Below are 22,584 nucleotides of genomic sequence, written 5' to 3' on the forward strand. Positions count from 1 at the left end.
CATAGGACTGGTTTTTTCGAGGGGTGTAAATCCGATTTTTTTCGGAAGACAGTTTCCGATTCACCAACGACGGATTTGGCGTAATGCCTCGTATGCGATTACCGCGACTGCGTTACTCAAATTTAAACATCTACAATCTTCTTCCATCGGAATTCTTAGGATTCCGTTAGGGATCTCGGATTGAAAAATTTCCTGAGGTAATCCTGATGTTTCATTTCCGAATAAAAATACGTCATTCTCTCCGTATTGAGGAGAAGTATAAGAAACTTCGCCTTTAGTAGATATTAAATATAAGTTGGAATCAGTGTCTAGAGATTTAGAGAAATCCTCCCAATTTGGGTGAAGGATCAATTTTAGTTTATCCCAATAATCTAAACCTGCTCTTCTTGCTGCTTTTTCAGACAACTCGAAGGCAGGTTCTCCTACGATATGCAACTCCGCTCCTAAGGCGACGCATAGTCGGGCGATATTTCCCGTATTGGGAGGTATCTCCGGTCGATACAATGCGATCCGGAGAGCCATTTATCCCTTTTTCTGCCCTTTGTTTAAGGATTTTGCAAGAATCGCACCGAAAGATCCAGTAGAAGAAGTTTCTTCAGAAAGATAGCCGCTATAATCCAATCTTTCCTGAACTTCTTTTGCTTTCACCAAGGAAAGAGAGATCTGTCTTTTGCCTATATTCACTTCTGTTATAAAAGCAGAAACGGAATCTCCCATCTTAAAATGTTGGGCAGCCGGTATACGATTTTGTAATCCGGTTTCTCTATTAGGAACCAGTCCGGAGAATTGTTCATTCAATTTTACGAATACTCCGAAAGGTTTTACACTTTCTACTGTTCCGGTAACTAAATCACCTTCTTTGAATGGAACATTTTGGGCCCAAGGATCTTTTAGAAAATCCTTAACAGTAAAACTATGTTTTCCTTCTTCCCAATCTAATTTTAAAACCTTTGCTCTCAGAACTTGGCCAGGATGGAAATCTTTAGCAAGATCCGCTCCTTTTTTGAAAGTTGCCTCGGATGCAGGAACAAGTGCTGTAAGTCCATCTGCTTCTACAATTAATCCGAAAGTATGGACGGATTTAACCTTGCAGGTGACGAACATTCCAGGTTTCAATTCCCCTTTTAGAACTGAAATTTTTGCCTCTCTTTCCTTATCTGCGATTTTCTTTTGGGAAACGATAATCTTTCCCTTATTCCCTACTTCTGAAATGAGGAAACGAACCCTTTTGCCTACTCCGTTATTCTGTTTTTTCAGTTCAGGATCTAATTGGGAAAACGGACAGAAGCCCGTCAGTTCGCCTAACTTGACTTCAACGCCGGCATCATTCTCGCTTATGATATGACCTAAAACCGGGATCTCAGCAGTATGAGCTATTGATACCATATCTTTGGAGATCGTATCTCCGTTCAAACAAGTGGTAAAGTATTGATCCCCGGAAGATTCCTGTAAAAAATATGCTTCGATCGTTTCTCCCTGTTTAGGGAGAGCTTCTGTAAATTCGTCTGAAGCGATAATCCCAGAGAGGCCTGCTCCTTGAACCTTTATAAAAACGTAATCAGATTTAGAACTAGTGACTAACGCAGAAACTTTTGCTCCAGGCTCTAAGGCCGCTTTTTTTCTGAAACTTTCGTCCAGTAATTTTTGAAACAATTCTTTTTGATCTTCTTTCATCGTCTCCGCCTCTCTGTTTTCTTTTTTTCAGGAGAAGAGATCTCGGTTTTCACTCTCTCCGTCACGACCGTTCTTAATGTTTTTAGTTTATCCCAATTTTGGAGAGGGTCTTCTCTAAAAATCAAAAGATGAGCCGGTTTTCCCACTCGGATCTTGCCCTCATGAGCCGCCCCCAAATATTGGCAGGTGGTTTCGGTCGCCGCTCTCAATGCTTCTTTGGGTCCCAGAAGTTCGGATAAAATTCTCAGTTCCTTCCAGCCGGAAATTCCAGGGAACTGTAATTGATGACCCGCGCCCGAACCGAGTAAGATCCTTAGGGTCAGATTCTTGCGAGCCCTCAAGAAAGCAAGATAGGATTCGTATTCTTTCTCCGCTTCTTCTCTTTCCGATTCGGAAAGTCCAGGCATGGTTGAGAGTACTTCTTTAGACAGCGCTCTTTCTTTAAAAGTCGGACTCCATTGGGTCCATTTTTCCCATTCTTCTGCAAAGGAAGAAGTTCCTATTCCTTTTCTAGTAAAATAGATCCCGAAAAGAGGGGCCCAGATCTGTTTCACCAAATTATGAGCAACGGGACGAATAGAAGAAGTTTCCGGAATAGGATGATACAGCACCTTCGTTTCGGAAGACAATGCTTCCCAATTTGCAAATTCTTCCCCGAAAGTGGAGACAGATAATTCTAATCCATTCTTCTCCGCTTCACTTCTCATACGATAGAGAAGTTTTCCATCTACTTCGAAAGTTTCTCCTTCATTATGCCTTAAGAATAAATGGATCTTTCCTTTTTTACCGGAAAGAGAAGACATCGCTTCTTCAGGTGATTTCAGGATTTTATAACCTGAAACTTTGGAGTCAGAAATTTCTTTGGACTCTGCGAGCAGAACAGGTGGAAGAACAGAAATTTTAGGATACTGAGAATTCTTTTTTCTGATCTCAGAAAGTTCAGAAGCCCAGGGAGGATCTGCGATACTTTGGATATGAGTGAACCCATGTAGCAGAAATTGTTTCAGATCGGATTCTAATTCTGAACGTTCTTTCCAACCTCCTAGAGAATTTGCTCCCAAGGTTACATGAGAATCACAGAATCCAGGTAAAATGAACAGAGGTTCCTTAGACGCGGGGGAAGAAGATATTTTCTCCACCAAACCGTCTTTCACTTGGATCTGGAAAGGCCCGGAATATTCCAAGGTTTCGGGTTGGATGAGATATGCCCCGTTCCAAGACCAGGAATCTGCATAGATGTTCCCGGAAAATAGAAGGTACCCTAAAACATAGGGGAAGAATTTCGGCAAAATTCGGACCGAATTAGAACGGACCTTTTTTAAAGCTATTAGAATGAGTCTCTTGACAAACAAATCGAGTTCCGAAAAGTTCAAGGTTAATGGGTCAGGAAATCCGGGATATATCAGACAATATCCGGCTTACGGTGGAGGACGGAAGAATCCTCTCTCTAAAGACCCATCGAATCACCAGATCGGTCGAGGAACATATCCAACAAGCGATCGAGCTTATCTTGGATAAGGTCACTTATCCCACCCTTGTTCCAACGATTTACACTATCGTAAAAGAATTATCGATCAACGCCTGCAAGGCAAATCAAAAAAGGATCTTCTTCGAGGAAAAAGGATACGATATAGAAAATCCGATCCAGTACAAAAAAGGAGTCTCCGAATATAAGCAATTATTCTCCGAAAGTATGGCGGAAGAATACGGAAACAAATCCAAAAAGAAGGGATATTTCTGTCTGATCACATTCGACTATTCTATGGACGGAATTCGGGTCGAAGTCACTAATAATACTCCAGTCACTATAGAAGAAGAAAAATCCCTTCGCGAAAAATTAGAAAAAGGAATGCAGTACGGAGACATTGCCCAATTCTATTTAGATAACGCTGACAATACGGAAGGAGCGGGATTGGGACTCGCACTTATATTAATCATGCTAAAAGGAGAAGGAATCGATCCTTCTTTTTTCAGGATCATCATCCGCAAAGACGTAACCATCGCCAGATTGGAAGTTCCTCTATCGTCTAATTTTAAATCCGTAAGAGATCAGGATTTTTCCCGCGCTTGATGTTACCAATCTCAGCCTGTATCATAACATTAAACGAAGAAGATAATATCGAAAGATGTCTATCTTCTCTAGATTTCGTAAACGAGATCATTGTACTCGATTCCGGTTCCAAGGATAAAACGGAAAGTATCGCAAAGAAGAAGGGAGCAAAAGTAGTTCTCCGGAAATTCGATGATTATGTTTCCCAAAAGAATCACGTAATCTCTTTAGCCGTAAATCCGTGGATACTTACTCTGGATGCGGATGAAGAACTTTCTCCAGGACTAAAAGAAGAGATCAAAAACTTATTCAAGACTGGAGAACCGGAAGAAGACGGATTTATAATCCCAAGACTTACAATGTATATGGGAAAATGGATCCGACATGGTGGCTGGTATCCGAATTATAGGGCCAGACTTTTCCAAAAATCCAAAGGCAAATTTGTAGGCGGAAAGGTCCATGAAGCAGTGGAATTGTCCGGAAAAAGAAAGAAGTTAAAACATCCGGTATTCCATTATTCTTACGAAAACCTATTCGATCATGTTAGCTTTATCAATAGGTATTCAGAACTTGCTGCCACCGAAAAATTCGGAAAAGGAAAACGTAGCGGCTTAATCTTAGCTCTATTAGAAGCAGGATATAAATCCTTTTGGATGTATTTTGTAAGACTAGGATTTTTGGACGGAAGAAGAGGACTGATCCTCGCAGTTATGGGCTTCTATTATAATTTTCTAAAATATGCCAAAGTATTCGAAATGACTTTGGCGGAAAAACAAAAGAAAAAGTAATATCTAAAGCCTGACACTCTCTAAAGAAATGTTTCCGTATACAAACGCGACAGCGATCGCAGCGGAAATCCCGCGTAGCGGATTGAAGCGCAGAGCGCGTTCACGAGCAAAGCGAGTGAGTCGCCCGTAAATTAATCTCTGCGTTCTTTATTATGATTGATGCGGTTCATGATATAGAGCATTGAGTATCCGCCCAAAATTACCGCGATCAAATTCACATTTGCAACCTGGTAGATTCCGATCTTTGGTGAGATTAACCAATACACCACTTCTCGGATCAGGTCTTGAAAGATAGAAAGAATGATCAAAGATCCCAGAATAGCGACTAAAAACGCTACCCAGTAACCACCTAAAAGATCCTTTCTTTTATAATAATAAAAATACCAGGCTAGACCGCCACTAATAGACAGAACAAACAGTATATCCGTGAATGTCGTCCACCAACCCGAAGAAGAAGCTAAAACTAAAAAGGGTTGAGTGCCGAGTAAAGGGAGAAAATCGTTGAGCGAGGCCAGGATTCCCATCTGCATTACAGGTTTTCCGGGTTTTCGGATAAAGTCGAGAATTTTAGTAAAAAAGAAGCGGAACCCATTGAAAATCTTTCGAGACAGCTCAAAATACTTCGGGATCGTAGGTCACCCCCTATCACATACCTTATCACCCTTACTACATAGCTCATGGTATGAAGACCTGAGTCTGGACTGCGGATATTTGGTTTTTCCTGTGGAAACTTTGGAAAAAAAGGAACTTCTTTCTTTGTCCAAATTCGGAGTTAGAGGTTTGTCAGTCACAATTCCTCATAAGGAAACTGCATTTCAACTCGCAGACAAAACGGATGAGGCTTCCCAAACAGTTAAAGCAAGTAATACTTTAGTTTTTGAAAATGGATCGGTTAGCGCGTATAATACGGACGGAATAGGCGCAGTCCGATCTATCCAAGAATCTTTTCCGGAAAGTTTAAAAGGAAAAGTACTGTTGATCGGAAGTGGAGGAAGTGCTCGCGGAATTTCTTTCACGTTATTGAAAGAAGCAGGAGTAAATGATCTTACTATTGCAGCAAGAAATTCGAAAACTTCCGAAGAATTGATCGGATTACTTTCTAAAATTTCATCTGCAAAGATCAAATCGTCAGATTTAAACGAAGTACAAAAGAATTTTTCAGAATATTCACTCATCATTCATACAACTCCTCTTGGAATGAAAGGAAAAGACCCTGGGCTTGCCATCCCGGAGTCTTGTTTTAAAGAAGGACAAGTCGTTTTCGATATAGTTTATAACCCTTTGGAAACTCCTTTGGTTTTAGGAGCAAAGAAGAAGGGAGCAAAGGTTGTGCCAGGTACAGAAATGCTTCTTTACCAAGCAGTGGAACAATTCAGATTATTCACAGGCGTAAGTTTAAACCCCAACCTAATAGAAAAAGGAAGATCCAGACTGCTTAAAGCACTTGGATATGCCTGATAAAAATATTAGAAAACTTTAAATGTCTAACCCAGATTTTTTAGAATTCGGATCCAAATTAACCAATTTAGAGAAGACTAGGAATTTTAACGTATTTGGGGATTATTCTCTGGATCCATTCCGCAAGCTTGTGGACTCATATGGTTGGAGAACTAGGAAAAAAGAAAGACTTAGGATTTCAGTAGTCGGGACGAATGGAAAAGGTTCCGTTTCCCATTTTTTAGCGGGAAGTTTTTCTAATCTAGGATATAAAACGGGTCTTTATACTTCTCCTCATCTATTCGATCCAAAAGAAAGGATTCGCTTGAGTCCAAATTTCGATCCAGTAAATGAAGAAGATCTAAAAGAGATCTCTAATACACTATTTACACAAAGTACTGCGGAAGAACTTTCATTTTTATCTTGGTTCGAATGGTTCACTCTCGCCTCTTTCGTTTTATTCGAAAAAAAGGATATTGCAGTCCAAGTATACGAAGCAGGCTTAGGAGGAAGGTTAGACGCCACAAAATTGGCGGATCCGGATATCCTAGTAGTTTGTGCTATCGGAGAAGATCATAAGGCGGTTTTGGGAAATACAAAAGAAGCGATCCTGAGAGAGAAACTTGGAATAATAACCGAAAGAACTAAAATTGTATTTGCGTTAGAACCGGAAACTTCTCTATTAAAGATACTTAAAGAGTTTTGTTCGGAAAAAAATTTAGAGTTATATCTTTATCCTTCCTTGCCTGAAGGAAGATCCTATTTGGATCATAACCAAGAATACGTAAAGTTTATCGTACATAAATTAGAAGAGATTATTTCCAAAAACGAAGTCGGAATCGAAAAAACAGAAAGTATAGTTACCGAACCTCTTCCTCGTCCACCTGGTAGATTAGAAATTATATCCAATTCTCCAATGATCGTATTTGATCCGGCTCATAATCCAGATGCGATCAGGGTCACGATTGCCTCTTTATCCTCTACATTTCCGGGAAAAAGATTCTCCATCTTAGCTGGATTTTTACCTGACAAAGAAGGAGAATCGATGGCTGAAAAACTTTTGGATTATACAAAAAACCAAAAGTCGAATTTGTATTTTTTACATTCTAATGAGTTTAAACTTCCGGAAGGATACGGATCTTACTCTATTCCACTAGAAAAACTTTCAGAGATCCTAAAACCTTCTAAACAAGAAGAAGGTATCTTAGTACTTGGAAGTTTTAGATTATACTCTTATATAAAAACTTAGATGTTTTGGCCAATACGCCAAAGAACTCCGGAAGGATCGCTCAAAATAAAATCGATCATCCTCCAAGGCTGTTCTTCTGGATCTGTTAACTTTACCTGAAACTTTTCTGCTACGTTTTTGTTTTTTAAAATTTTATGCCAAGCATATACGTCTTCTACCAAAAGATGCATCATTAAATTTTCAGCCATCTCTTGGTTATAAAAATCTTGGAGAAGAAAACTGCAATGATCGACGCAGAAATAAGCAACTCCGCCACCTTCGGATCTTTTAGTGAATCCGATCTCCTCGTAGAAACTTTTAGAAATTTCGAAATTTTTTGCGGGAAGAAATACCTTAATTTCAACCGTCTTTAAAGAAGTTTGATCCATACATTACCTGCTTATCCCTTTGCAGGAAGTCTAAGTTCCCAAGTTCTCGAATCGGAGTCTCCGATTTCTTTTTTATATTTATTTCTATATTCTTTTTATCGGTAAATCAAAATCTCATATTAAACTTTGCGTAAGACTCCGTTTCATACTGACCTTCTATACCTTTTACGAATGTAGGCATGGTTTTGACAGGAGCCACTCCTACTTCTAAAGTTTCGGAATCTAATCCAAGCGCATAGAACGTCGCAGATAAGAGAAGCATTGTCCCAATCCCATACAACATGAGTCCACCTTGGATCCCCTGGTGTTTTCCGAATCTACCGGAGATAGATCTGAAATAGTCGGACTTATTTTTAGCGTCGTTATAGATACTTTCCTGATAAAAATAGGAAAGTGCAAATGTTTGGATATTCGGAGAAGACTGCTGCAATTCCTGAAGAGTCACTATATTTGTGATCTGCACCATTGGCCTGGCATTTTCCAATGCCTGGTCGGCCCTTAAATTGAAATAATAATATCCCGCATAAAAGAACAAACTTCCGTAAAGTGAATAGATCGCGAAATCGTCGTAGGTATGATCCAAGAATAAATACTTTTTATTTCTATAATAAGAAACGGACTCACCTTCTTTCAGCTTTGCCTTGACTTCGGAAACTTCTCCCTTTTTGATTTCCACTCCTTTAAATTGATCCACATGATCGGCCAAAACGAATCTTAATCTGTTCCAACCTATTTTGACCGGAACCTTTACGAGCGGAGTAATTCCTAAATATTCTGAACCTAAATACACTTTAGCGCCTTGAGGGTCGGAATCAGCGGAGAGGAAACCTTCTTTTTTATCTTTTTCTAATACGATATCCAGTTCCTTAGCAGATTCTCTCAGATCCACCTGGCCTATCCAATCAGAATATCCGTTTTTAGTGATACGAATATCATGAATACCGGAAAGAACATCATTTCTTTTTAAGGGGGTTTTACCAATATAATTCCCGTCCAAAAAAACGAGTGAATCATATTGGTTTCCGGTTTTGACAGAAAGTGCTTTAGTATGTTTTCCTAGAAGTGTTTTGCGGATCTCTTCTATAACCGGGCCCAATTCTTGGTAGGATCGCCTAATGCTTGTTTTATGAGAAAATTCCTTTTTAGATCCATCTTTAGAAGATCTCATCCGGATGCTAATTCGGATTTCTTCTCCTTTCTTCTCGAATTCTCCGTACGTAGAATAAAAACAATCGTATTGTCGAGAGATCGGAATTAAAAAGCCCTCATCAGGTGCTGTTTCAGATTCGTAAGGTTGGACTTTTAAAACTAAATATCTAGGATCTTTGGATACATTTAAAGAAAGTTCTCCCTTTTTTAATTTCTCGAGCCCTGCATAATCCCATTCTCCATCCTTTAAATTAGGAGTAATACCAGAAGGATTCGGGCCAAAAGGATGTTGGATAGATTTAGGGATCAAAGATTCGTCATAGATCTGAACTAAAGATTTTAAACCAGAATATAAAACGGAAGCATAACCAGAAGAATAAAAATCCAAAGACGTATCTCCGGATAAATTCCTAAGTGGAAATATACAAAGTTTCCTCTCCTTCTCGAATTTTATTTTCTCAGGAGAAGAATATTCAGGAAAACGATAATACTCATCTATCGCATATGTTGAAGTACCAACAAACAGTGGAGACAAACAAATCAATAAAACAAAAGCGGATAATTTTCGGAAGAATAACGGTTTCAAGAACGTTTTCCTCCTACTGTCATTACTAAACCTAAAATTCCCAACGTAGGAAATACCAAGGACCAAGGAGCATTCTGCGCATAATCTTTAGAAAATGCAATTTGTTCTCCAAGACCTGGACCGAATACTTCTCCTCCTGCAGAGATTCCTAAAAATCCGAATATGGCAAGAGTCATTACCACAGCAGGAAGTCCTGTGAATAAAAGTACTCTGACTATTTGAAATGCCTGAGGAAGAAGATGTGCCCTAAAAACATATGACCTACTAGCTCCAAAACATGAAGCAGCCAATGCGTATCCGCTTGTACTTACCTCGTCGATCTTAGCTCTAACTGTTTCATAAGCCTGAGCCCAATCTCCAAGTATGATCGCTAAAAACAAAGGAATCGGCCCTGCTCCGAATACTTGGACCACAAGTAATGCTAAAAGTAAAGAAGGTAGGGAAATAAAAACGGAAGACAAAGGAGAGAATAGATTCTTCTTAAAAAACGGGCTAGTATAAGAAACTAAACCGATCAAAGAAGCCACTACTAATGTAAGAACTCTTGCCGGAAATGCAAATAGGAAAGTTGCTAAACTTCCATAGGCAAACATAGAGAATACATCTCTTCCCAATCTATCCTTACCGAATGGAAAATCAAAAGAAGGAGGAAGAAAGGATTCCTTTAAATTTAACTCAGTAGGAGCGGACTTAAATAATATCCCGAATATAACTAAAACTAGATATAGGGAAATTGTCCCATAACGAAGCAGGTTTAGAGTTTTCAAGCGGCGCCTGCCTCCCAACCTAAAAGATTATCCCTTACCCTTTCAGAAACTCTGGTAAGAATATAAAATATGGTTCCGCTATAAAACAAAAGTGCTGAGAGTAATGCAGAATCCATGGTCCGGATCGCATGATACATAGATTTCCCGATCCCAGGAAAGAAAAAGATCTCTTCTACTACGATTGCACCAGAAAGTAAAGAACTCAGATCCAATAAGATCAAGATCAGAAGCACAGGCGAAACTTTGAGTAGAATATGCCTAAACAATATTCTATTTTCCGAATATCCTCTTGCCTTCAACACGTTTGTATAAGCGGATTGTTTTTCGGTCCCGGCCAGTTGGTGGGCAAAAATAAAAAGCCTGGCAAATACTCGAGATCCCAACGCAATTCCCGGTAAAATCACGTAAGCTGTATTTCCTGGTTCGTAACCTCCAGGAGGAAACCAGCCCAGTATCAGAAAAAAAAACACCAATAAAAAAACGGAAACTACGAATACTGGAGTAGATAAGATGAGTTGGCTGATAAATCCGAAAACTTGTCCCAGAAATCCCCAATTGGGAAGAAGAGATACTAATGCCAAAAAAACGGAGAAGAGTGTTCCGGTTAAAACCGCAAAGCCTGCCAAATGTAATGTGGGCCAAAATCTAGAAAGAATATGAGAAAGCACGGGATCTCCGGATTCGGTTTCTCCGAGATCAAAACTCACAAGCCCTTTCCAGAACCGTAGATATTCCTTCACAAAACTAGTGTTAGTTGATTTGTCTAAGGAATCTTGGACGTGGATCCCGGAATCTGCCTCTAAAAATTCCTTATTCAGAGATCTAAGCTGGGAGAAAAATATCGAAATCGCGGAAAGAAAAACCGCAAAGATCAAAAAGCGTTTCGCTTCTTCTAACAAACTCTCACCCTCTCACGCGGAGAAAGCTTTCCGGATCTCTTCGAAATTTTTGGAAAGGATCAATTTTTCACGATCCTCTTTTACGTTGAGGGTTTTTGCGATCTGCGCCAGAGTTTTGATATGTTCTTGGAATTTGGATTTAGGAACGATAAGAAGAATAAAAATATGAACAGGAAGATGGTCGATTGCATCAAAATCGATCCCCTTTCGAGAAAGACCCATCACACATTTGAGTTCATCCACCAAATTGACCGAACAATGCGGGATTGCTACCCCACTGCCGATACCGGTAGACATGGATTTTTCTCTCGCCATGAGAGATTCGTACACGAGATCCCTATCGTCTCTATCGATTAGCGTAGAGTCGACGGCCTTTTGGAGAAGTTGATTAATCACTTCTTCCTTAGAAGAACCTTCTATTTCAAAAATTACAGTCTCTGGCTTAAGTAAAGCGAGGAGCTGGTTCATGCCTCTGTCCTATCTCCTAGGAAAATACGAATCAGGATGGATTCAATGAAAAAAAACGATGAGACCCACAGGAATGTAGGAACAAATACCGGGGGAAGGAAAAAAATTGCCAACCCAAGAGGTGCCAAACTCAAAAAAGAAAGAGGCAAAAGTGAGCCTGTATTTCTTCCCGGTAAATTTAGAAGTAAAATGAAGGAGAAAGTCCCAAGCCAAACCGGACCTGAAACTGTTTCCCAACCTGGAATTTTGGCGATATGGATCCAAACAGAAAGAAGGATAGAGAATACTAAAGGTAAAAGAAGAGCCAAACTTCTTCTTAACAATAATGGAACAGCCAGAAGTATCCCGAACCCACCGCATGCTTCCAAAGCGGAGTATCTAAATCCAGGCAAAGTGCTTTCCGTAAAAAAACCAGGAGTATATATATCGGGATAAGAAGTTCCCCTAAACACAGAAGAGGGCTCAGAAGCCCAGCTATCTATTCCCGGTAAAAAGTAGAATATTAGAAAAAGCAAAAATTGTAATAGGGCCAAAGGGAATCGGATCTTAAATCTCTGCTCTAAAACCCACCAAAGGCCAAGCCCGATCCCTAAAGCAAAAACTGCATGCAAAGCGTATCTTGGATCTCTGGGAAGAAGAAGTGCAAAACTTAAAGCATGATTCACCCAGTATAGCGGGTAGGACTTCCCACCGGTAAGAAGAAAGTAAGCGGCAGCTCCGAATAAAAGCCCGAAACCTGCAGGAATAATCGGATAATAAGATCCACCGGAGCCTAAAACCAAAAGGCCAATTGCCAAAATCGTAAAAAGAATATCAGGTAAAAGAAGGTCCTTTCTTCTGAAAAAACCGTTTTGGGTGGAGAGAACATAACTAAAAGCCATGATTCGCCTCCTTCCAAGTCCTTATCTTATTTCTTAAGGAAATGGTAGAAGGACAAAGAAATGTACAGATCCCACATTCCATACAAAGAGAAGAATTAAAATTTCCGAAGCTGGAAACTAAGGCCATAGGATTTGCTTGGGTAGGACAATTATAAGAGCATTCCCCACATTCTACGCATGGAAATTCCCTTCTCCCCGAATCATGTTTAGTCAAAAAGACTAAGGAATAATTCTGTCTGATATCCCAATAAAATCCCTTTTTGATATCTCTCACCGGATTTTTTTCGTAAAAGGAATTTAGGGTGAAGTTAGAATATTTAGGGCCGTATTCTTCGAATAAAAACTTTAAACTCTGTCCATTTCGGATACGAACAGTAGAATCCGCCTTCCTAAGCCCACCGTTCTTACCTAAAAAATAAAGAGCTATCTCTCTTTCTATAAAAGGAAAATCGGCAAATAATGCTCTATAAAGATTATATAATGTTTCAGGGCCTAAATATAATATTTCTTTAATTTTAGAAAAAGGTAATTTTTCAGTCTGAGAAATGAAATATTCAGGAATTCCCCAAGGATAAGTATAATTTTTAACGGGAGATTTCAGATCGGAAATATAATCCCTGATCTGAGCCTCCGGAAAAAGGAATTTTAAAACTTCTAAAAAACGAGTATGGCATTCGGAATTCTTTCTTAACTCAGGAAGATAATCCACATCTTGGGTTCTTGTAAACGGAGCTAAGATGATTAGAGATGTTTTCTGTCTGGATTTAAAATAAGATAAAAGAGAATGTTCCGGAAAATCCAGACTGACCAAACCAAGCCTATCCATTGGCTCGAGTACTTCTTCTTTTTTGAGAACTTTAGGTATCCAAGGTTTGGAACCAATGAAATTTCCGTCTTGAACGATACGAATTTTGGATCCTTCTTCACTATGTTCTAATGAAGCGATACCGTTTACAGGGGAGAGAACTGAACCTGAAGATTGTTTGTAGAGAGGATCTCCTACACTTACCCGGACTGGAAAATCCTTAAGTAATAAGGCGTCTTTATCCGGGAAGAGGGTGTAGGGTTCATCCAGGACCGTTTTGCGATTTCCCGTTTCTTTTACGGTCCTGGGTTGGAGGAGGAACGGTTTTGAGAACAAAGCCCTTTTTAGCTAAGCGACTTCACCATGTAGATTTCGTCTTTAATGGGAAGTTCTTTCTTTAAATTTTTGATATAAGGAAGGATTTCTCCCATCGGCTCGTAGAATTCGCAATCAGTCTGCATACGGCGAGCCACTGTGAAGTATTTGTATAACTTTTCTTCACCGGAACGTTTGGACCATTTTTTCTTGGTACATTTGACCCGGAGGATGTATTTGTCCGCCTCGGATTCATACTGTCTGACGGTTACACAATGCAGGCAGTTGGCGCAATAGACTTTCTCACTCATCGGTTATCCTGTTTCCTGGGGTATTTGACAGATTTAGACGAGGGCACAGGGAGTCAACCCGTTTCCTCGCCTTTTGTATGGCGGAAGCTGTGTCAGGCTTCCTGAGGGATCTCTTCCTGGGCCGCGTTTCTTGCTTCTTTGTATTTCCAGGTAAATTCTTGGAAAGATTTAAAAGCTACGAAGAAGAAACCGATCCCGTAGATCAATAGGAAGCCCACGATATAAGGACGTCCCACTAAGAAAGATAGCACAACGGAAAACACACAATAACAACCAAGTAAGAACTCAAGAACTACATGGAAGTCCAAAGGAACGGTATATTTCAGCCTTTCTTTTAGGGAATCAGAGTTGTTTTCGATTCTCAATTTAGGAGTTCTTTTGAAGGAAGACTGGATCCCTAAAACAGCCTCGAGCCAGGCTCTGGTGTTTACGATCGCGATCCCAGTTCCGATCATGATCAGGATTGGAAGATACACTAATCTCTTTTTCCAATCTTTGTATAATGTCTTTTGTGAATATGCGTAGAAGAATAACGGTCCTACCGAGCCAATAGAAAGGATCGCTGCAGTTCCGGACAATACTTCTAATGGAAGATCGTAGAAGCTAAAACCTGACCAGTATTCCATTAATAATAATGGCGCACTAAATAGAATATTCACGATCATAAGAGGGTGAACGGAATAATTGATCAAATGAGTTACAGCCTCAGCCTTGGTTTTCCAAGGTAGGTCCGCTTTCCAAATACGAGGAAGAAGTTTCACGGCAGTTTGGATAGAGCCTTTACACCAACGGAACTGCTGAGACTTGTATGCAGACATCATTGCAGGGATTTCTGCAGGGCAAACCACATCTTTAAAATAACGGAACTTCCAACCTCTTAATTCTGCGCGATATGAAAGGTCGAAGTCTTCGGTAAGAGTATCATGCTCCCAACCGCCAGCATCCTCGATAGTTTTCTTTCTCCAAGTACCTGCAGTACCGTTGAAGTTCATCCAAAGTTTGGAACCGTTTCTTGCTACCTGCTCGATCATGAAGTGACCGTCGATTCCGAAACTTTGCGCTTTGGTTAGAATATTATAATCTGCGTTGATATGTCCCCAACGTGCTTGTACCATTCCGATCTGAGGATCGTCAAAGTAAGCCATGGTTTTAAGAAGGAAGTCAGGATCCGGCATGAAGTCCGCATCGAAAATAGCGATGTAGTCTCCTTTACAAACTCTCATTCCTTCGTCCAGAGCACCTGCCTTATGGCCAACACGATTGGTTCTGTGAAGGTGATGGATATCGAATCCTTGAGCCTTGTATTTTGCCACTAAGGAAGCGGCTTTTTGGATGGTCTCATCAGTAGAATCATCCAGAACTTGGATCTCTAATTTATCTTTAGGATATTTTAATGCAATTGTGGAGTCGATCAAACGATCTACTACGTAAAACTCGTTAAAAATAGGAAGTTGGACAGTGACTACCGGAAGGCTCGGATCGTCCAAAGAAAGGTTTCTGCTCGGGTCTGTATCACAATTGGCGTTGTACTTTTTGTAAAGAAACACCATGATATACGTGTGAATTCCAAAGAAAAATAATCCTAGGATATCTAGGGCGTAAATTCCCAAAAACAGAACAGTGACTACAGTGAGCATTTGGGACAAAAATTTTGGAAATACCTAAAAAGTCAATGGATTTTGCAGCGCAACATTCGAAGCCAGATTTTTCGCTCCGAAATTAAATCACCTTCCCCCCGGAAAAAATGGGCGTAAAACCCTAAGGTCCGAACTTTGAAATCCGATATTCTAAATCGGATGGACCTTTAACCTCCCTGGTTAAAGCCAATCCACTGCGAATTTTCACTTTCTTGTAGAGGGGATGGGACGAACCGTCCTCTATTTTTTTGAAAACGCTTGTCTCCATGACATAATCTACCTAATTTGCTCCCATGCGTTCGGCTATCTTAGGTTTAATTGCCGCATTTGCTTCCGTACTGTTAGCAATCTTATTGGAAGAAGCGCATTTTCTTTCCTTTCTCAAACTATCCGCACTTGTATTGATCCTGGGAGGAACTGCGGGGGCAACATTCGCTAGTTATACTCCGGAAGAATTTGCAAATCTGATCATTCACTTAAGAGAATCCCTTTTTCCTAAGAGAGAATTTTCTCTTTCTGATGTATTCTTGGACTTCGCAGAGAAGGCCAGAAAAAACGGATTACTATCATTGGAAGACCAACTTGCAGGAGTGCCTGACGCATTCTTGAGAAAAGGGATACAACTAATCGTAGATGGAACGGATCCAAGAGCTGTAGAAGAAATTTTATTCGAAGCAGCAGAAGGTCTGGAGAATAAAGAAACTCGCTCCGCAAAAATTTTAGAAACCGCCGGAGGATTTTCTCCTACTATCGGGATCATCGGAACAGTGATGGGACTTGTAAGCGTATTGGAAAATTTGGGAGCAGGGACAAGAGCTCTGGGCGAAGGAATCGCCACTGCATTTATCGCAACCTTCTACGGAATTGCATTTGCAAACTTAGCCTATTTTCCATTGGCAAATAGACTTAGAACTTGGGCGTTTTCCAGAGACAGAAGAAGACAGGCAATCATCCGAGGAATTATTTCTCTTCAAACAGGAGACAACAGACGGATCCTTGTAGAGAGAATGGCGCCGTTTTTGTAGGAGTTCCTACATTTTTAGATCAAATTAATCTACTGCATTCTTTTCGCGATTCCCTTCTGACCATATTTTTTCTTCCCGAGCCTCATCGATCAGATAAGGCTCATTATATCTTCGAAGGGACCCGAATTGAAACTTCCAGAACAAATCAAATCTTCTGGGATCAGAAATCTCTCCTCTTGTCAACAAGTTCAGAGAATCGTAATATTCCTTAAGCTTAGGATCTTGGATTTTATTTTTCCCGGATTCGACAGACTCAAAATATCCGAGAGGCAAGTGCCTGACCTTATGTCCTACTCTACCCTTACCTTGGATCCTGGAAAGAAGAGGATCTCCCAACGCAATTATATCGATAATATATTGATCTTGAAGAAAAAATCCAACTACACCTGTATTATATTTAATGAATACTTTCTGATCGGTCGGAGGGAAAAAAGGTTTTTTGTTTGCTATGTTAGAAAGAATAGAGCCTTCCCTATCATACCAAGAAAGGCCAGTACCAAGGTAATACCAAAACTTCTCGTCTGTAATCCCCACTTTGTCCAAAATCCAGGGATTTTTGCTCACTTGCTGCTTAATAGAGTGAATAGGAGTGGAGAATAAAAGAATATTATAAAGAATTAAAGCAGATCCTAAAACATACGTATCTTTTTTCCCTATATTTTCGAGACGAACCAATGCAATCCCAAAAAGAAAGATTACATAAGTAAAAAATCTTCCAGCCATAAAATCTCCTCCGACAAAGAGGATATATACTAAATATGGCAAAGAAAAGACTAAAGACATTAGAATAGGATTTGAATTCTTTTTCAAAACCGCACGAATGATTGCCACGATCGGAAGAAATATGAATGCAATAAAGTCCCACTTTAGTTCAAAAATATAATACTGCAATCCTTGCGAAAGTATTTGAACAAGAGAATCCTCTACATTCGTTTTGGAATAGTATGTATTCGGCAAAAGAGAACCATAATACAAAGCGGAAAATAGAAACCAAAGAATAGCAGGCAGGCCACAAAGAACGATTTTAGAACTTAAAAAAAAGGTAATTCTTCCTTTCTTCCAATCTTGGAAAAAAACGATCAGAAGTGGAATTATAAAGATTAGAATAAAATCAATCCTGGAAACTAAAGCAAAACCGGCAAGAAGGACCAGGCCAGGCAATTTGGAATCGGCCCCTTCTTCTTTTCTAAAATATAAATAGAAGAAGATCGCCTCTATTAAATAATTCAGAGAATTTTCCAAACCTGAATATGTATAGTCTACGAAAGATCTAGAAGAGAAAAGAAAACACAAGCCCAGCCAAAATGAAACTTTAGAAATAGAGATCTTTCTTAAAAAATAAAACGTGGAAAGTCCCCAAACAAATGAGCTAAAAAAGGACCAGAACACTATATTCTGATACACAAAATAAAAAGGAGAAAGCACTAAGATCAAGAGCGGATTTGTAAATGCCTGCACACGCTCTGCGATATTCCATCGCAACCCGAAACCATTTACAAAATGATCTAATACCCTAAAGCTAATAAATGAATCATCACTTAACCAAGCGTTTTGGTAAGAGATATAAGTGAATATAATTAGGACTAATGCCAGTTCGAAATAATTAGACCGAATGATCTTCTTCCAATCAAAACGATCCATTATAATAAGAAGCTATGCTTCCTTTCTTTCTCCCATTCTTGAAAGAATTTCACGGATCTTATCTTCCGCACCTTCAGGAGTTAAAACTAAAAGAACATCCCCATCTTCCATCTTGGTTTTACCTGTTGGAACCAAGTGTGAATCTCCCCGGTAAATCAAGGTAATCAAAGAATTTTCTGGGAAATCCAATTCGTATACGAACTTACCTACTGATGCGGAACCATACGGAACGATATACTCCAGAAGTTGGGTATCGCTCTTGTCCTTGTTCTCGAATTCGAATGGATAAGAAGCTCTTTGTTCCAAAGCTGCCTCGAGCCCTAAAATTCGAACTGCAAATGGGATTGTAGATCCTTGCAATAACAAAGAAGTTAATACGGTAAAGAAGACAATATGAAAGATCATCTCCGACTCTGGGAGTTGTTTAGCAAAAGGGAATGTAGCCAGAATGATCGGAGCAGCACCTCTTAACCCCACCCAAGAGACCAAGAGTTTTTCTCTCCAGTCCACATTAAATCCTGTTAAAGCTAAAAACACCGCGGCCGGTCTCGCAATCATTATTAGGAAGACCGAAAACGCTATTCCTAACACGGCGACTGAAGGAATTTTAGAAGGAAATACAAGAAGTCCTAAGGTAAGGAACATTACGATTTGCATCAACCACGCAATCCCGTCCATAAAGCGAACATTACTTCGTTTGTGAACGAAAGATCTATTTCCTATGATAATTCCAGCTATATACACCGCCAAGAACGGGTTTCCACCGATCAGATCAGTCGCAGCGTATACGAATAGAACGGAAGCAGAAAGTAATACCGGATATAAACCTTCGTAATCCAGTTTGATCCGGTTCATACCTCGGTAGATCCAATAACCTAAAAGCAGACCTAAGATAATTCCCAAACTGAATTGTTGGAAAATAGTCCAAGCTAAAGTGTCCCAAGAAGGAGAAGAAGATCCTACAAACCCTAAAACAGAAGTGGTCAATAATACTGCGAGTGGATCGTTACTCCCCGACTCTAATTCTAAAAGAGATGTGAGTCCTTTTCTCATACCTATATTGCTGGTTCTGAGAACGTTAAATACCGCTGCAGCGTCGGTGGATGATACGATCGCACCCAGAAGAAATCCGATAATAGGATCGAAACCCATTACAAAAATTGCAAATAAGGCTACGAAGACGCAGGTAAGAAATACTCCTACGGTCCCGAGAGAAATTCCTTTCCAAAGTATAGGTTTTACCTTGACCCAGTCGGTCTCTAAACCTCCGGAGAACAAGATAAATGCTAATGCGATAGAACCGACCTTACGGGTCAGATCCGCGTCGTTAAACCAGATCTTTAGAATGCCGTCGGAACCTGCTAACATTCCGATCGTTAAGAATATAAGGAGAGAAGGAACTCCAAATTTTGTGGAAACACGCAAGAGGCCTATGCTAAGAATGATAAGGCTTGAAAGAGCTAAAATTTGAAACTCGAAGTTAAGAGCGTTCAATTCCACTACGATAGATTCTAATCCTTTGAAAATTATGCGATTTCTTTTTTTATCTGAAAAAAACTATTTTCAAAACAAAAATCAAAAACATTGGACCCATTAGACTACGTCAGAGTTCAGTTCGTACAATAAATCTTCCAACTCTCTGGAGTCCGTAACTTCTACCAATCTATCTTCACCGAATTCATCCGCCTCTATCTTCACGGCAAAGTATCCGAAACTTTCTTCTCCCTTCAAAAATCCTACATCCAGATTGATGAAATCTGTTTCATCTTCAGAGGATGGAATGAGTAAAAAATATTGGTACTCGTCTAACTCAACTACTTCTCCCACGATAAAAGAATATGGATTTCCATCCTCATCTAATAAGTGTAGAAGCTCGTCGCCCAGCTCCTCATGCTCTGTGGATTCGGTTTCCTTATCGTAAGATTCCAACACCTGCGTCTTTCCTTACTTTAAAGATCGGCCCAAAAAAGGATTCGGCTTTGCCGTAAAAGGTGGACAAACCTGAAAATACGTCGTTTATAGGATGAAATTCCGTCATTTATGTATTCGAATCGCGTAATTTTCACAATTTTTATTCTAAACATTCTGCTCTTTTGGAATTGCGGAGGGACAGATTATGATTTGGGAGAAATTCGAGAAGGTAAACTAGACTCAAAAACTTGGGATCCGAGTAAAACTATTCTTTCTCTCAGGGGCGAATGGGAATTGGTTCCAGGGAAATTTTTAGCTTCGGAACCTGAACCTGGGCAAACCCAAGAACGGATTTACGCACCCGTTCCTCAAATCTGGAATGAATTTGTAAAAGATAATAAGCTTTTATTTCCGAATGGAAAGGGTTTCGGTACATACTCTCTCCAGATACAACTTCCAGAAAATTGCCCTGAGCTGATGTTAAAAGTCCCAGATTTAGGAACATCTTACTCAATTTACGCGAATGGAAAACTTTTAGAAACAGTAGGCAAGGTAGGAAAAACTCCGGAGACTTCGACTCCATTCCTGCAAACTTCCATAGTCCTTCTTCCACAAAATCTAAAAAGATTGGATTTCGAGATATCCAATTTCGCACATATTAACGGAGGTCTTTGGTTTACTCCGGAGATCGGGACACCTTCTCTTATATTAAAAAAATTGCATTCTAGCCAGGCGGTGGATATTGCAAGTTCTGCTGCGGTTTTGGTACTTGCAATCTATCAGATCATGGCTTTCATCAGAACAAGAGAAGAAAAAAGTCAATTATACTTTGCGTTATTTTCTTTAGCTTCCGTATTTAGATTTTTTCTCACCGGAAATAGATTGTTCAATTATGTATTTCCTGAAGTTCCTTGGGAGATCAGTTATAGATTAGAATACTTAAGCACATATATTCTATGTTCAGGATTTTTGGCCTATTCTTCCACTGCGTTTAAACAGGATTTCCATCCAAAAACAGAATGGATCTCGCTGATCGTAATGTCGTTTTTCGCAATTCCCACTATAGTATTACCTGCCGAATATTACGCAAGATTACTATTCCCTTTTCAATTTACGATTCTTATAGGTGGAGCTTATACTCTATTAGGTTGTGCGAGAGCGGTCATTCACGCAAGACCTGGCTCCAGATTTTTCCTAGTAGGGATCTCTTTCATAATCATCGCCGGCATAAACGATATTCTGTCCTCTAATTATATATTAAATAATCATTACATACTAGCTCCGGCGATTTTTTTGTTTATATTTTTCCATAGTTTAGGTTTTTCATTCTCCTTCTCAAGAGTTTTGAGAACTTCTATGGAAGCGGAGAAGGGACTACAAATCGCAAACCAAAACCTGAACGAACTAAAAACAGAATTGGAAAACAAGGTAGAATCCAGAACCGTTCAATTAACCGCTGCAAAAGAAAAAGCAGAATGGGAAGCAAAATATAGATACGACTTCCTTGCAATCATGAGCCACGAGATTCGCACTCCTTTAAACGGACTTTTGGGGACTTCCAACCTTCTTTACGAGACTTCCTTAACCCAAGAACAAAAAGAATACGCGGAAATTATTCAAGCATCCGGGGAGAACCTTCTCCACTTAGTGAACCAATTATTAGATCTTTCTAAAATAGAAAACCATCGTTTTGTGTTGGAGATCCTACCTTTCGATCCATTCGCTGTTTTACAAAAAGCAGCAAGAGTGGTAAAAGCGAGAGCTGAAGAAAAAAGAGTCTTAGTAGATATATCCTATCCGGAACACCATCCCGGGATTTTTTTAGGGGACGAAGGAAGGATCCAACAAGTACTCTTAAATCTTCTGAGCAACGCGATCAAATTTACAAGTTCCGGAGGAAAGGTCTGTCTTGGAGTTCGTTTTTATGGAGAAGATCTTTTCTCACGAGTTTTAGAATTCTGGGTAGAAGATGACGGAGTAGGTATCGCTGAAGAACAAGCATCCGTATTATTCGAACCATTCGTCCAAGCGGACTCTTCCGTTGCTAGGAAATTCGGCGGAAGCGGATTAGGCTTAACCATCTCCAAAAAATTGGTAGAGCTTATGGGAGGAAGTATCCGGATCACAAGTTCTCCAGGAAAAGGATCCAAATTTTCATTCTTACTTCCCTTTCCTCAAGAAGAACCGGAAAAACAAGAACTGGAAGAAGAGGCAGCTCCACCTATCGTTCTACCTCCGCTCAAAATTCTACTCGTAGAAGACCAAGAATTTTCCAGAAGAGTTGCATTCGATATTTTAACTAAACTCGGAATGAAAGTGCATTCGTTAGGAATGGGCAAAGACGCGATCGCTCAATTAGACAGAGAAACCTACGAAGTCATACTTTTAGACATTGATCTTCCTGATATTAGCGGCTTAGAAGTTTCGAAAAAAATTAAGGAAACTTTCGCTCATCCACCTTATCTTGTGGCTTGGACTGCTCACGCTCTACCTGGCTCGGAAGAATTTTTCGAAAGTTCTGGATTCGATTCTTATCTTAAGAAACCTTCTCTCAAAAGGGATTGGATCCTATTTTTAGAAAGATATGTGCAAAGTAGGCCAAAACCCTCGGACTAATTCATTC

At 39.8% G+C, this 22,584-nt stretch carries 22 protein-coding genes; 6 read left to right on the top strand and 16 right to left on the bottom strand.

What is annotated here, in order from left to right; translation table 11 throughout:
• Positions 1–60: 60 nt before the first annotated feature.
• Genes CH377_RS00085 through CH377_RS00095 form a run of 3 tightly spaced genes read right to left on the bottom strand, consistent with a single transcriptional unit; the run spans position 61 to position 3,026 of the window.
• Positions 61–522, bottom strand: coding sequence for a tRNA (cytidine(34)-2'-O)-methyltransferase (locus CH377_RS00085; RefSeq protein ID WP_100721830.1), 462 nt, complete (start codon positions 520–522; stop codon positions 61–63).
• On the bottom strand, positions 523–1,674 hold the full coding sequence (locus tag CH377_RS00090) for a S1 RNA-binding domain-containing protein (protein ID WP_100721831.1): 1,152 nt from the start codon (positions 1,672–1,674) through the stop codon (positions 523–525).
• Complete coding sequence (locus CH377_RS00095; protein WP_100721832.1) at positions 1,671–3,026, bottom strand: amidohydrolase family protein; 1,356 nt, start codon at positions 3,024–3,026, stop codon at positions 1,671–1,673. Before CH377_RS00095 ends, CH377_RS00090 begins: the two co-directional genes overlap by 4 nt.
• A gap of 26 nt (positions 3,027–3,052) precedes the next feature.
• On the opposite strand from CH377_RS00095, the gene CH377_RS00100 reads away from it, so the two are divergent.
• Positions 3,053–3,745, top strand: coding sequence for an ATP-binding protein (locus CH377_RS00100; protein ID WP_100721833.1), 693 nt, complete (start codon positions 3,053–3,055; stop codon positions 3,743–3,745).
• Entirely contained in the window at positions 3,742–4,512 is a 771-nt protein-coding gene (locus tag CH377_RS00105; protein WP_165780437.1) for a glycosyltransferase family 2 protein, read from the top strand. The genes CH377_RS00100 and CH377_RS00105 overlap by 4 nt, the downstream gene beginning before the upstream one ends.
• 131 nt (positions 4,513–4,643) lie before the next feature.
• Here CH377_RS00105 and CH377_RS00110 read toward each other — a convergent pair whose 3' ends face one another.
• The gene (locus CH377_RS00110; RefSeq protein WP_024863917.1) at positions 4,644–5,036 is read right to left on the bottom strand and encodes a hypothetical protein; all 393 of its coding nucleotides are present in this window, start codon (positions 5,034–5,036) and stop codon (positions 4,644–4,646) included.
• Between the two features lie 67 nt (positions 5,037–5,103).
• On the opposite strand from CH377_RS00110, the gene aroE reads away from it, so the two are divergent.
• Both aroE and CH377_RS00120 read left to right on the top strand, forming a co-directional pair.
• Positions 5,104–5,970: a shikimate dehydrogenase gene (aroE, locus tag CH377_RS00115; RefSeq protein WP_100721835.1), complete on the top strand. Its 867-nt coding sequence runs from the start codon at positions 5,104–5,106 to the stop codon at positions 5,968–5,970.
• A gap of 22 nt (positions 5,971–5,992) precedes the next feature.
• Positions 5,993–7,198, top strand: a complete 1,206-nt coding sequence (locus tag CH377_RS00120) for a bifunctional folylpolyglutamate synthase/dihydrofolate synthase (protein WP_100721836.1) — start codon at positions 5,993–5,995, stop codon at positions 7,196–7,198.
• Here CH377_RS00120 and CH377_RS00125 read toward each other — a convergent pair.
• The 9 genes from CH377_RS00125 to CH377_RS00165 form a co-directional block, all read right to left on the bottom strand.
• Positions 7,195–7,566 (bottom strand): VOC family protein, encoded by a 372-nt coding sequence (locus tag CH377_RS00125; RefSeq protein WP_100721837.1) that lies wholly within the window; start codon positions 7,564–7,566, stop codon positions 7,195–7,197. The two genes, CH377_RS00120 and CH377_RS00125, sit on opposite strands and share 4 nt — an antisense overlap.
• Before the next feature lie 106 nt (positions 7,567–7,672).
• Entirely contained in the window at positions 7,673–9,301 is a 1,629-nt protein-coding gene (locus CH377_RS00130) for a PEGA domain-containing protein (RefSeq protein WP_100721838.1), read from the bottom strand.
• Positions 9,298–10,068 (bottom strand): ABC transporter permease, encoded by a 771-nt coding sequence (locus CH377_RS00135; protein ID WP_100721839.1) that lies wholly within the window; start codon positions 10,066–10,068, stop codon positions 9,298–9,300. Before CH377_RS00135 ends, CH377_RS00130 begins: the two co-directional genes overlap by 4 nt.
• The gene (locus CH377_RS00140) at positions 10,065–10,967 is read right to left on the bottom strand and encodes an ABC transporter permease subunit (RefSeq protein ID WP_100721840.1); all 903 of its coding nucleotides are present in this window, start codon (positions 10,965–10,967) and stop codon (positions 10,065–10,067) included. Before CH377_RS00140 ends, CH377_RS00135 begins: the two co-directional genes overlap by 4 nt.
• Before the next feature lie 12 nt (positions 10,968–10,979).
• The gene (locus CH377_RS00145) at positions 10,980–11,435 is read right to left on the bottom strand and encodes a PTS sugar transporter subunit IIA (RefSeq protein ID WP_100709168.1); all 456 of its coding nucleotides are present in this window, start codon (positions 11,433–11,435) and stop codon (positions 10,980–10,982) included.
• Positions 11,432–12,316, bottom strand: a complete 885-nt coding sequence (locus CH377_RS00150; protein WP_100721841.1) for a hypothetical protein — start codon at positions 12,314–12,316, stop codon at positions 11,432–11,434. The genes CH377_RS00145 and CH377_RS00150 overlap by 4 nt, the downstream gene beginning before the upstream one ends.
• Complete coding sequence (locus CH377_RS00155; RefSeq protein ID WP_100721842.1) at positions 12,306–13,457, bottom strand: 4Fe-4S dicluster domain-containing protein; 1,152 nt, start codon at positions 13,455–13,457, stop codon at positions 12,306–12,308. The genes CH377_RS00150 and CH377_RS00155 overlap by 11 nt, the downstream gene beginning before the upstream one ends.
• Before the next feature lie 8 nt (positions 13,458–13,465).
• Positions 13,466–13,747: a hypothetical protein gene (locus tag CH377_RS00160; protein ID WP_100705623.1), complete on the bottom strand. Its 282-nt coding sequence runs from the start codon at positions 13,745–13,747 to the stop codon at positions 13,466–13,468.
• A 92-nt stretch (positions 13,748–13,839) separates the two neighbouring features.
• The gene (locus CH377_RS00165) at positions 13,840–15,384 is read right to left on the bottom strand and encodes a cellulose synthase family protein (protein WP_100721843.1); all 1,545 of its coding nucleotides are present in this window, start codon (positions 15,382–15,384) and stop codon (positions 13,840–13,842) included.
• Between the two features lie 293 nt (positions 15,385–15,677).
• Here CH377_RS00165 and CH377_RS00170 point away from each other — a divergent pair, with 293 nt between their 5' ends.
• A complete protein-coding gene (locus CH377_RS00170; RefSeq protein ID WP_100721844.1) occupies positions 15,678–16,409 on the top strand; it encodes a motility protein A in 732 nt (243 codons plus the stop codon).
• A 24-nt stretch (positions 16,410–16,433) separates the two neighbouring features.
• On the opposite strand, the gene CH377_RS00175 is transcribed toward CH377_RS00170, so the two are convergent.
• From CH377_RS00175 to CH377_RS00185, 3 genes are all read right to left on the bottom strand, one after another.
• A complete protein-coding gene (locus tag CH377_RS00175) occupies positions 16,434–18,050 on the bottom strand; it encodes a hypothetical protein (protein ID WP_100721845.1) in 1,617 nt (538 codons plus the stop codon).
• A gap of 12 nt (positions 18,051–18,062) precedes the next feature.
• A complete protein-coding gene (locus tag CH377_RS00180; protein ID WP_243401917.1) occupies positions 18,063–19,550 on the bottom strand; it encodes a potassium/proton antiporter in 1,488 nt (495 codons plus the stop codon).
• Between the two features lie 93 nt (positions 19,551–19,643).
• Complete coding sequence (locus CH377_RS00185; protein ID WP_100721847.1) at positions 19,644–19,982, bottom strand: DUF1292 domain-containing protein; 339 nt, start codon at positions 19,980–19,982, stop codon at positions 19,644–19,646.
• Positions 19,983–20,090: 108 nt separating this feature from the next.
• On the opposite strand from CH377_RS00185, the gene CH377_RS00190 reads away from it, so the two are divergent.
• Complete coding sequence (locus CH377_RS00190; RefSeq protein WP_100721848.1) at positions 20,091–22,577, top strand: ATP-binding protein; 2,487 nt, start codon at positions 20,091–20,093, stop codon at positions 22,575–22,577.
• Positions 22,578–22,584 lie beyond the last annotated feature (7 nt).

Source organism: Leptospira haakeii, assembly GCF_002812045.1.
In the GTDB taxonomy this organism is placed as follows: Bacteria; Spirochaetota; Leptospiria; order Leptospirales; family Leptospiraceae; genus Leptospira_B; species Leptospira_B haakeii.

Excerpts from the sequence above, each read along its gene's own strand:
- CH377_RS00085 (WP_100721830.1), bottom strand. The coding sequence starts at position 522 with ATGGCTCTCCGGATCGCATTGTATCGACCGGAGATACCTCCCAATACG.
- CH377_RS00090 (WP_100721831.1), bottom strand. The coding sequence starts at position 1,674 with ATGAAAGAAGATCAAAAAGAATTGTTTCAAAAATTACTGGACGAAAGT.
- CH377_RS00100 (WP_100721833.1), top strand. The coding sequence starts at position 3,053 with ATGGGTCAGGAAATCCGGGATATATCAGACAATATCCGGCTTACGGTG.
- CH377_RS00110 (WP_024863917.1), bottom strand. The coding sequence starts at position 5,036 with ATGGGAATCCTGGCCTCGCTCAACGATTTTCTCCCTTTACTCGGCACT.
- CH377_RS00120 (WP_100721836.1), top strand. The coding sequence starts at position 5,993 with ATGTCTAACCCAGATTTTTTAGAATTCGGATCCAAATTAACCAATTTA.
- CH377_RS00125 (WP_100721837.1), bottom strand. The coding sequence starts at position 7,566 with ATGGATCAAACTTCTTTAAAGACGGTTGAAATTAAGGTATTTCTTCCC.
- CH377_RS00145 (WP_100709168.1), bottom strand. The coding sequence starts at position 11,435 with ATGAACCAGCTCCTCGCTTTACTTAAGCCAGAGACTGTAATTTTTGAA.
- CH377_RS00150 (WP_100721841.1), bottom strand. The coding sequence starts at position 12,316 with ATGGCTTTTAGTTATGTTCTCTCCACCCAAAACGGTTTTTTCAGAAGA.
- CH377_RS00160 (WP_100705623.1), bottom strand. The coding sequence starts at position 13,747 with ATGAGTGAGAAAGTCTATTGCGCCAACTGCCTGCATTGTGTAACCGTC.
- CH377_RS00165 (WP_100721843.1), bottom strand. The coding sequence starts at position 15,384 with ATGCTCACTGTAGTCACTGTTCTGTTTTTGGGAATTTACGCCCTAGAT.
- CH377_RS00170 (WP_100721844.1), top strand. The coding sequence starts at position 15,678 with ATGCGTTCGGCTATCTTAGGTTTAATTGCCGCATTTGCTTCCGTACTG.
- CH377_RS00175 (WP_100721845.1), bottom strand. The coding sequence starts at position 18,050 with ATGGATCGTTTTGATTGGAAGAAGATCATTCGGTCTAATTATTTCGAA.
- CH377_RS00190 (WP_100721848.1), top strand. The coding sequence starts at position 20,091 with ATGTATTCGAATCGCGTAATTTTCACAATTTTTATTCTAAACATTCTG.